Here is a 10,105-nt window from a genome sequence, read left to right as displayed (position 1 = left end):
GTCCGGAGACGCCCCGTGCGGGGGTGAACCCGGCACCCCCGAACGGGGCGTCTCCGGACCGACTACCGCCGCGTCCGGCCCCTGCGGACATGACCGGTACGGATCCGGAACTGCCAGATCACGGATGACGACGTCGACCCGGGGACAGCCGGGTTCGACCGCCAGCACCGCGGCGCGCACCCGGGCGGCGAGCTCACCGAGCCGTTCCCCGTACCGGCACACGATCTGCACCAGGATCCCGTCCGGTCGTACCCGTACCCCCTCCACCCGGCGGCCCGGAAGGTAGGTCGCGACCTCGGCCGCAGCGCCCGTCCCGCCGTCCGGAACACGGTGACGATCCTCGTGCCGGACCGGCGCGCCGATGAGCCGGACGACACCGGGACAGGACAGCACGGTCCGGGCCACGGCATCCGGGTTCCAGGCGAACCCGCTCACCGGCCCGGCCGCTGTCGGGTTCGTGCTCATTCGACCCGCCGCGACTCTTCCGACTCCTCCTCGCCGATGTAGACGTCGTCGATCGCGATGTTCACCTCGGTGACCTCCAGGCCCGTCATTCCCTCCACAGAGGTGACGACGTTGTGCCGGATCGAGTGGGACAGATCCACGATGGAGACCCCGTAGTCGCAGACGACGTCGAGGTCGATCGCGGCCTGCCGTTCCCCGACCTCCACCGCGACCCCCTGGGAGGCGCTGGCCGACGCGCCGGGGATGCGGGCCCGGAACGAACCCATCGCGCGGGCCCCGCTCGAGCCCAGGTTGTGTACCCCGGAGACCTCGCGTGCCGCGACACCGGCGATCTTGCTGACGACGGCGTCCGCGATCGACGTCCGGCCCCGGCCGGTCATCAGCTCGGTGGATGTCTTGCGCTCCGGCACGGTGGTGCGACGCGCACCACCTGCGTCCGAGGCCTTCGCCTCGGGCCCGGCCGCGCTGGTTGTGGTGGTCATGGTGCTCCTTCCTGGCCGGCATCGCCGGAGCGCCCAAAGCGGTGGAAGGGGTCAGGTCCGACCAGGAGCGGGACGTCGAGGGACGATCCGTCCGGGCGCTCTCCGGTGCGGCCGTTCACGATCAGGGATACCCGAATTCTCCGGTCGGACAACAACCCGTTCCCGTCGGCACAGCTACGATCACTGAACGGAAGCGCGCATCGTCCCCGCCGCGTCGCCGGGAGCCGATTCGCTGCATCCCTCGCGATCCTTCACGGGCGGACGCTCATCCGCTCCCGGCGTCGGCGGATAGGTTTGGGTGCCGGCCGCCACCGAACGCCACGCCGCCCAGCGGGCGCGCGTGCGTCCGAGCGAAGGAGCATCCGCTGCCTCGATCCCACCCGGGTCCGCGCCGAAGCGTCGGAGCCGGCCCCGCCACCGTCACCGTGCGAGCCCCCGCCAAGGTCAACCTGCATCTCGGCGTCGGACCGCTCCGACCGGACGGCTACCACGACGTCATCACAGTGCTGCAGGCCGTCTCGCTGTTCGACGACGTCTCGGCGACGTCCGTCGATCCCCCGCGGTTCCACGACCCGGGGCCATCGACCACCGACGGGGACAGCCGGTCCAGCGGGGACGGCCGGTCCAGCGGGGACGGCCGGTCCAGCGGGGACGTCGTCGTGACCGTCGAGGTGTCCGGGGAGGGCGCCGACCCGGCGTCGCTGGGTCCGGCGACGTCCACGCCGGAGGTCTCCATCGTCCCCACCGGCCGGGACAACATCGCCGTCCGGGCCGCTCACCTGGTTGCCGAGGCCGCGGGCATCACCTCGGAACGGGTTCATCTCACCCTGACGAAGGGCATCCCCGTCGCCGCGGGGATGGCCGGGGGCAGCGCCGACGCGGCGGCGGCGCTCGTCGCCTGCGACGCGCTCTGGCAGACCGGCCTGGACCGGGCGACCCTGGCCCGGCTCGCCGCCCAGCTCGGCAGCGACGTCCCGTTCCCCCTGGCCGGCGGCACCGCATTCGGCACCGGGCGCGGCGAGCAGCTCACCGACGTCCTGGCGACGGGCGAGTACTACTGGGTGTTCGCGCTCGCCGACGGCGGTCTGTCCACCCCCGCGGTCTACAAGGAGTTCGACCGGCTGACCGAGGGCAAACTGCGGACCGGCCCGACCCCCGCCGACGACGTGCTCGCCGCGCTGCGCACCGGCGACCCCGGTCAGCTCGGGGCCGCCCTGGTCAACGACCTGCAGCCGGCGGCGCTGCGGCTTCGGCCGTCCCTGCGCCGCGTCCTGGAGGCGGGCCGGGAGCTGGGAGCCGTCGGGGCGGTCGTGAGCGGCTCCGGCCCGACCTGCGCCTTCCTCGCGGCCGGAGCGCAGGAGAGCATCGCGCTCGCGGCAAGCCTCGCCGGGATGGGGGTCGCCCGCGCGGTACGCCGGGCCTCCGGGCCGGCGAGCGGCGCCAGGATGGTGGAGGGAGCAGGCGAAGCGCCGTGAGCGCCGTCCTGGTCAGCCTCGAGAACGTCAACGCCGCGTTCGGCACCCGGACGTTGCTCGACCGGGTGAGCCTGGGGATCGGCGCCGGGGAACGGATCGGGGTCGTGGGGCGCAACGGGGCCGGGAAGTCCACCCTGCTGCGGATCATCGCCGGCGAGGTGGCCCCGGACGCCGGCCGGGTCGTGCCCGCCGGTTCCACCCGGGTCGCCACCCTGGCGCAGGCCGACGTGCTCCCCGCCGAGCGCACCGTGCGCGAGATTGTCGTGGGCACCGTCGCTGAACACGAGTGGGCGGCGGATCCCCGGCAGCGGGGCATCCTCGCCGGGCTCGGGCTGCTCGAACGGCTCGACGACCCGGTCGGACCGATGTCGGGCGGGGAACGCCGCCGGGTGGCGCTGGCCCGGCTCCTCGTCCAGGACACCGACCTGCTGATCCTGGACGAGCCGACGAACCACCTGGATGTCGAGGGGGTCGCCTGGCTCGCCCGGCATCTAGCCGGCTTCCGCGGTGGACTGCTCGTCGCGACCCACGACCGCTGGTTCCTCGACGAGGTGTGCGGACGGGTCTGGGAAGTCGTGGACGGGCGTGTCGACGCGTACGAGGGCGGCTACTCCGCGTACGTGCTCGCGCGGGCCGAACGCACCCGGCGGGCCGACGCCACCGAAGCCAGGCGCCAGAACCTGCTGCGTAAGGAACTCGCCTGGCTACGCCGCGGCCCGCCCGCCCGGACCAGTAAGCCGCGCTTCCGCATCGACGCGGCCAATGCGCTGATCGCCGACGAGCCGCCGCCCCGGGACACCATGGCGCTGCGCAGCTTCGCGGCATCCCGGCTGGGCAAGGACGTCTACGACGCCGAGCACATCACGGTCCGGATCGGGGACCGGACGTTGTTCGACGACGTCACCTGGCTGGTCGGACCGGGGGACCGGATCGGGCTGGTCGGTGTCAACGGAGCCGGCAAGACCACCCTGCTGCGCGTGCTGCTGGGTGCGGTGACGCCGGAGGCCGGCCGGGTCCGGGTGGGGGCCAGCGTGCGACCGGCCCTACTGTCCCAGGAGATTGCCGAACTACCGGCGTCGCTGCGGGCCCTGGAGGCCGTCGAACAGGTCGGGCGGGTCCTGGAGGTCGAGAAGGGCCGGGAACGGACCGCCGGCCAGTTACTCGAGCAGTTCGGCCTCCCGTCGTCACGGCAGTGGACGCGGGTCGGGGACCTCTCCGGCGGCGAACGCCGCCGGCTGCAGCTGCTGCGCCTGCTGATGGCCAGACCGAACGTGCTGCTCCTCGACGAGCCGACCAACGACCTCGACACCGACACCCTCACCGCGCTCGAGGACCTCCTCGACTCGTGGCCGGGCAGCCTGATCGTGGTCAGCCACGACCGCTATTTCCTCGAACGCACCTGCGACGTGACACTGGCGCTACTTGGCGACGGGCACCTGCGCATGCTGCCCGGCGGCATCGAGGAGTACCTCGCCCGGCGCGCGGCCGCCCGGCAGGACGCCGCGGCTCGGGCACCGTCATCCCGGGGTTCGTCGGCCGCCGGCTGCGGAGCGGGCGGACAGACCACCACCGTCGCCGAAGCCGGGCGGACAGGTGGGCCGCCCGTCCTGTCCGGGGGCGAGCTGCGCGCCGCCCGCAAGGAGCTGACCCGGCTCGAGCGCGCCCTGGATCGCCTGAGCCGACGCGAGCAGGAGCTGCATCACGAGCTGGCCGAGGCCGCGACGGATCATGAGCGTCTGCTGACGCTGGACGCCGAGCTGCGCGCCGTCGTCGCGGACAAGGACAGCACCGAGGAGGCCTGGCTCACCCTCGCCGCCGAGATCGAGGGTGGCTGACAAGCCACCGCCACCCGCCGTCCGGTCAGGCGGTGGCGCGTTTCGCCGCGAGACGCGCCGGGTCCGGCCAGCGGACGTCCCGCACCAGGTGAACGGTCTCCATCATCTTGATCAGGTAGAAGCTGGTGTCGATCTGCCAGGGCCGCACCCCGTGCCGGGCCGAGGTCGGCTCGGCGTGATGCAGGTTGTGCCAGGATTCGCCCATCGACAGCAGGGCCAGCGGCCACACGTTGGTCGACCGGTCCCGCGACCGGTAGGGACGCGAGCCGAGGACGTGGCAGATGCTGTTCACCGACCACGTGACGTGGTGCAGCAGCGCGATACGGACCAGCCCGGCCCAGAAGAACGCCTCCAGCGCCGCGGCGAACGAACCCCCCCACAGGCCGCCGATCACGGCGGGCAGCGCGAGGCTGGCGAACGCGCACAGCGCGAACGAGCGGCTGACCTTCATGATGTCGGGATCGTCGAGCAGGTCCGGAGCGAACCGACGCTGGTCGGTCTGCTCGACGTCGAACAGCCAACCCACGTGGGCGTGCCAGAGACCCTTGATCAGCGACCACGTCCCCGGACCGTAACGCCACGGCGAGTGCGGGTCGCCCTCGGTGTCGCTGAAGGCGTGATGACGCCGGTGGTCGGCCACCCAGCGGATGACCGGACCCTCGATCGCCATGTTGCCGGCGACCGCCAACGCGATCCGCACCGGCCTGGACGTCCGGAAGCCGCGATGGGTGAAGTAACGGTGGAAGCCGATCGTCACGCCGTGGCCGGTGATGCCGTAGAACACCACGGCGAGGACGACGTCCCGCCAGGAGATCCACTGCCCCCACATCGCCGGGATCGCGACCGCCAGGGCGACCAGCGGCACCACGATCGTCACCACCATCACGACCTGCTCGGCGTGGGCCTTCGCCATCGAGCGGGGCCGCGTGGCGTTACCGCGGCTGTTCGCGGGATCAGCCCGGCGGGGAACCGGGCCCGTGGTGGGTTCGCGGTTGTCCCGCGGTGCCCGATTGTCGCTCGGCGTCACCGTGTCGGTAGCGGTCATTACCTCGTTCCATCCGTCGCGGCTGGCCCACTGTGCCGGCGCTCCATCCGCCACGGTAGCCCGCCGACATGACAACGTCCCCCCTCCTCCACGTCCGCCACGCAAACAAACCATCCGTCGCCGACCCGACCCGGATCGATCGGCACCGCCGCGCACCACGATCACCGACAAGCCGATGACAAGCCGATGACAAATAGTGATATCCAATGACATTTAACGCCATCATCTGACAGTCGGTGACAGTCGGGCGACGAAGAGATGAACGGCAGTCGGCCAAACCCGGTCCGGGACGCCCGCCCGCGCCGGCCGGCGGGCCGGGTAGCCGGCGGCGGCCCGGCTTTTACCATCCGAGCCACCCCACGATGGTAGAGTTGGCGTGTTTTCTCGCGGTCCGCCGTAGTGTAATCGGCAGCACAGGAGATTTTGGTTCTCTTAGTCCACGTTCGAGTCGTGGCGGCGGAGCACTACCAGGCACCACCAGTAATACCATCGAAAAGAATATTCCGGAAGCACCGCCGCCGCACCATCACCACGGCGGTGGCCAGGCACACATCATTTCCCGGTCCGGGGCCGGCGTGTTCCCGGGATGGCCGTGGCATCTGCCGGCGCCTTCCGGCCGACGAGTAGTGTGGGCGCCGTCGCCCCACCGCCGTCCAGGTCCGAAGACTCGGGAGATCGCGTGACATCATCACGTCCGGTGGCCGTCATCATCCTGGCAGCGGGCGAAGGCAAGCGCATGCGCTCGACGAGACCGAAGGTGCTGCACCACATCGCTGGGCGCTCCCTTCTCCACCACGTGCTGAGCGCGGCCGGAGCCCTCGCGGCGGCGCGTACCGCGGTCGTCGTGGGCCACGGCCGCGAACAGGTCGCGGCGATGCTGGCGGAGCAGGCTCCCGAGGTCGTCCCGGTCGTCCAGGACCGCCAACACGGCACGGGCCACGCCGTCCGGGTGGCCCTGGCGGCGCTCGGCGAGCTGGCGCCCGGCGACACGGTGGTCGTGCTGCCCGGCGACACCCCGCTGTTGACCAGCGCGACGCTCACTGCTCTGGTGGCCCAGCACCATGCCCGGGCGGCCGCGGCGACTGTCCTGTCGGCCGTCATCGACGACGCCACCGGTTACGGCCGGGTGATGCGCGACGGCGACGGCGCGGTCCGGGCCATCGTCGAGCATCGCGACGCCGACGCCGCCACCGCGACGATCCGAGAGATCAACACCGGCGTGTACGCGTTCGCCGCGGGCCCACTCCAGACCGCGCTCGCGCGGCTGACCAGGGATAATGCTCAAGGCGAGGAGTACCTCACCGACGTCGTCGGGCTGCTGGTCGCCGCCGGGCAGCCGGTGGCCGCGCGGGTCGTGGACGATCCCGGCGAGGCCGGTGGGGTGAACGACCGCGTCCAGCTCGCCGCCGCCGGACGGGTGCTGCGGGACCGGATCGTCGAGGCGGCGATGCGCGCCGGCACCACCGTCGTCGACCCGCAGACCACCTGGATCGACGCCGACGTCACTCTCGAACCGGACACGACTATCGCCCCCAACACCTTCCTGCACGGCCGGACGTACGTCGCTCGCGGCGCCGTCATCGGCCCCGAATGCACCTTGACGGACACGACGGTAGGCGCGGGCGCGACCGTCCTGCGGACCACGGCCGAGCGGGCCGAGATCGGCGCCGGGGCCGTGGTCGGGCCTTACAGCCATCTCCGATCGGGCACCCGACTGGGCCGCGAAGGCAAGATCGGCTCCTTCGTCGAGACGAAGTCGGCCGATCTCGGGAACCAGACGAAGGTCCCGCATCTGGCGTATGTCGGCGACGCGGTGGTCGGCGAGCGCAGCAACATCGGATGCACGACGGTCTTCGTGAACTACGACGGGGTGGCCAAGCACCGCACGGTGATCGGCTCGGACGTCCGGATCGGCAGCGATACCATGCTCGTTGCTCCGGTCACGGTCGGGGACGGGGCCTACACCGGCGCCGGATCCGTGATCCGGGAGGACGTTCCGCCGGGCGCGCTGGCGGTCCGGGAGGGGCGGCAACGGATCATCGAAGGCTGGGTCTCCCGCCGCCGCCCCGGCAGCCCGGCGGCACGAGCGGCCGCCGCAGCCGGCGTCCGGGCCCCCGGCGGCGCCGGGGATCCCGAGTATCCCGATGAAATGCCGCAACCGTCCGCGGCCGAGGCCGCCGTGCCGATCCCAGCTCATCAGGGTGACGTGGCGCACCGGAGTGAGTTGCCGCATACCGGCGAGGGCGAGGCCGGCATCGCTGGCATTCCCGGCGCGGGGAGCAGAACGTAAAGAGACGTCCGTCCAAACCTTCTCTGGCCAGCGAGGGGATGCACACTGCCCGACCTGCCCCGCCCGGGTCGGCGGCCCGGGGTCCGCGGGCGGCGATCCGGGCACGTGGGTACCGTCCCGCCTGCGCAAACAGGTGCGGGGCCGGGTATGCCCGAGTGTTGAACCGTGCAGCCTCACGGCCGTTCCCCCGGACGGGTCACCCGCCCGGGGACTGCCCCCGCCAGCCCGATCACGCCAGCCCGATCATCCCGTCACGCCCGAGGAGTACGCGGTGGCCTACCAGACCGAGAACCGGCGCAATCTGATGCTCTTCGCGGGACGTTCGCACCCGGGCCTCACGGCGGAGGTCGCGGCCGCGCTCGACGTCGAGCCCGTCCCCACCCATGCCTACGAATTCGCCAGCGGCGAGATCTTCGTCCGCTTCTCCGAATCGGTTCGGGGCTGCGACGCCTTCGTGCTCCAGTGCCATTCGGCTCCGGTGAACACCTGGCTGATGGAACAGCTGATCATGGTGGACGCGCTGAAGCGGGCCAGCGCCAAACGGATCACCGTCGTCGCGCCCTTCTACCCCTATGCGCGCCAGGACAAGAAGCACCGTGGCCGGGAGCCGATCTCGGCCCGCCTCGTCGCCGATTTGTTCAAGACCGCCGGCGCGCACCGGCTCATGTCGGTCGACCTGCACACCGCCCAGATTCAGGGCTTCTTCGACGGGCCGGTGGACCATCTCTTCGCGTTGCCGCTGCTCACCGACTACATCGAGTCCAAGCTGGACACGTCCGAGGTGACCGTCGTCGCCCCCGACTCGGGCCGGGTCCGCGTGGCCGAGCGGTGGACCGACCGGCTCGGCTGCCCGCTGGCCATCATCCACAAGCGGCGTGACCCGGACGTTCCCAACCAGGTGAAGATGTTCGACGTGGTCGGCGAGGTGCACGGACGGACCTGCGTCATCGTCGACGACATGATCGACACTGCCGGCACGATCACGAAGGCCGCGGAGTCACTCAAGGAGCACGGCGCGGCGGGCGTCATCGCGGCGGCAACCCACGGCGTGCTCTCCGGCCCCGCCGCTGACCGGCTGAAGAACTCGGAGATCAGCGAGGTCGTCCTCACGAACACGCTGCCCCTGCCCAGCGAGGCTCGCATCGACAAGATCACCGAACTGTCCATCGCCCCGCTGCTGGCCGCGGCCATCAAGGCCGTGTTCGAGGACGGGTCGGTGACCGGCCTGTTCGGCGGAGACGCCTGACCGAGGCTCGCATCCCCACCCCGCCGCGAGACAGGCGCGGGCAGGCGAACGGCCGCGGCGAACGACCTGGGGCGTCCCGGCGGCCGCCCCGCGTCCGTAGACTGCCCTGCCATGGCAGCGCAACAGCCGAAGGTGTCTCTCACCGGGATCAAGCCGACGGGCGAGCCGCACCTCGGCAACTACATCGGAGCGATCCGGCCGTCGCTGGAGCTCACCTCGGCCTACGAGTCGATCTACTTCGTCGCCGACTATCACGCCCTGACATCCGTGCGTAGTCGCGAGGAGTTGGCGAGCTATACCCGCTCGGTGGCGGCCACGTGGCTCGTGCTCGGGCTCGACCCGACGAGCACGATCTTCTACCGCCAGTCCGACGTCCCCGAGATCTTCGAGCTGACCTGGGTGCTGTCCTGCGTCACCGGCAAGGGTCTGATGAACCGGGCCCACGCCTACAAGGCGGCCCGTGACCGCAACGCCGAGGCCGGCGCCCCCGATCTGGACGCCGGCATCAACATGGGCCTGTTCAACTATCCGATTCTGATGGCCGTCGATATTCTCATCATGAATGCTGACGTGGTCCCCGTTGGCCAGGACCAGTCGCAGCACGTGGAATACGCCGCCGACATCGCCGGCTCCTTCAACCATCTGTTCGGTGACGTGTTCAGCCTGAAGATCCCGGAGGTGGTCCTCCCGGCCGGGAGCTCGGCGAAGGTACTGCCCGGCATCGACGGCCGCAAGATGAGCAAGTCATACCGGAACACAATCCCCCTCTTCGCGCCGGAGAAGCAGCTACGGAAACTCGTCCGTGGGATCGTGAGCGACAGCACACCGCTGGCGGACCCGAAGGACCCGGACGGTTCCGCGGCCTTCGTCCTGCTCGAGAACTTCGCGACTCCAGAAACAATCAAGGAGATGCGCGGCCGTCTGGAGCAGGGCGGCACCGGGTGGGGCGAGGTGAAGAACGCCCTGTTCGAGACGCTCAACGACTGGCTGTCACCGCTGCGGGAGCGCTACACCGAGCTCATCGCCCCGGACAGCGAGCTGGACGGCATCCTCGCGGCGGGTGCCGAGCGGGCCCGCGACCGGGCCCGGCCGGTGCTCGCCGGCGTCCGGCGCGCAATCGGGATCTCGCCCCTCTGACCTCCCCGCCGTTGCGCCGGGCGGCTCAGCCGGAACGGGCGGCTCAGCCGGAACGGGCGGCTCAGCCGGAACGGGCGGCTCAGCCGGAACGGGCGGCTCAGCCGGAACGGGCGGCTCAGCCGGAACGGGC

7 protein-coding genes and 1 pseudogene are annotated in these 10,105 nt (G+C 71.3%); 5 read left to right on the top strand and 3 right to left on the bottom strand.

Annotation, left to right across the window (positions count from 1 at the left end):
- Positions 1-465 (bottom strand): annotated as a pseudogene (locus tag AC08OO_RS08930) (hypothetical protein); the annotation flags it as partial.
- Complete coding sequence (locus AC08OO_RS08925) at positions 462-947, bottom strand: Asp23/Gls24 family envelope stress response protein (protein ID WP_476607061.1); 486 nt, start codon at positions 945-947, stop codon at positions 462-464. The pseudogene AC08OO_RS08930 and the gene AC08OO_RS08925, both read right to left, overlap by 4 nt.
- Before the next feature lie 425 nt (positions 948-1,372).
- Between AC08OO_RS08925 and AC08OO_RS08920 the strand changes: the two genes are divergently transcribed.
- Together AC08OO_RS08920 and AC08OO_RS08915 are read left to right on the top strand one after the other, a co-directional pair.
- Entirely contained in the window at positions 1,373-2,422 is a 1,050-nt protein-coding gene (locus tag AC08OO_RS08920; RefSeq protein WP_476609872.1) for a 4-(cytidine 5'-diphospho)-2-C-methyl-D-erythritol kinase, read from the top strand.
- Entirely contained in the window at positions 2,419-4,257 is a 1,839-nt protein-coding gene (locus AC08OO_RS08915; RefSeq protein WP_476618407.1) for an ABC-F family ATP-binding cassette domain-containing protein, read from the top strand. The genes AC08OO_RS08920 and AC08OO_RS08915 overlap by 4 nt, the downstream gene beginning before the upstream one ends.
- Positions 4,258-4,282: 25 nt before the next feature.
- Here the strand turns inward: AC08OO_RS08915 and AC08OO_RS08910 are convergent, their stop codons facing one another.
- The gene (locus AC08OO_RS08910; protein ID WP_476607064.1) at positions 4,283-5,302 is read right to left on the bottom strand and encodes an acyl-CoA desaturase; all 1,020 of its coding nucleotides are present in this window, start codon (positions 5,300-5,302) and stop codon (positions 4,283-4,285) included.
- Positions 5,303-5,981: 679 nt separating this feature from the next.
- Between AC08OO_RS08910 and glmU the strand changes: the two genes are divergently transcribed.
- From glmU to AC08OO_RS08895, 3 genes are all read left to right on the top strand, one after another.
- Positions 5,982-7,592 carry a bifunctional UDP-N-acetylglucosamine diphosphorylase/glucosamine-1-phosphate N-acetyltransferase GlmU gene (gene glmU, locus AC08OO_RS08905; protein ID WP_476609874.1) on the top strand — a complete coding sequence of 537 codons (1,611 nt, stop codon included), beginning with the start codon at positions 5,982-5,984 and terminating at the stop codon, positions 7,590-7,592.
- A gap of 271 nt (positions 7,593-7,863) precedes the next feature.
- Positions 7,864-8,838 carry a ribose-phosphate diphosphokinase gene (locus AC08OO_RS08900; RefSeq protein ID WP_011438336.1) on the top strand — a complete coding sequence of 325 codons (975 nt, stop codon included), beginning with the start codon at positions 7,864-7,866 and terminating at the stop codon, positions 8,836-8,838.
- Between the two features lie 111 nt (positions 8,839-8,949).
- A complete protein-coding gene (locus AC08OO_RS08895; RefSeq protein WP_476609875.1) occupies positions 8,950-9,975 on the top strand; it encodes a tryptophan--tRNA ligase in 1,026 nt (341 codons plus the stop codon).
- The last annotated feature ends 130 nt before the right edge of the window (positions 9,976-10,105 follow it).

The organism is Frankia sp. CeCAU1 (assembly GCF_977971845.1).
The sequence above is the reverse complement of the archived record's forward strand: the minus strand, read 5'-3'. Positions and strand labels throughout refer to the sequence as shown.

Bases quoted from the DNA above. Each gene is read 5' to 3' on its own strand.
- AC08OO_RS08895 (WP_476609875.1), top strand. From the start codon at position 8,950: ATGGCAGCGCAACAGCCGAAGGTGTCTCTCACCGGGATCAAGCCGACG.
- AC08OO_RS08925 (WP_476607061.1), bottom strand. From the start codon at position 947: ATGACCACCACAACCAGCGCGGCCGGGCCCGAGGCGAAGGCCTCGGAC.
- AC08OO_RS08910 (WP_476607064.1), bottom strand. From the start codon at position 5,302: ATGACCGCTACCGACACGGTGACGCCGAGCGACAATCGGGCACCGCGG.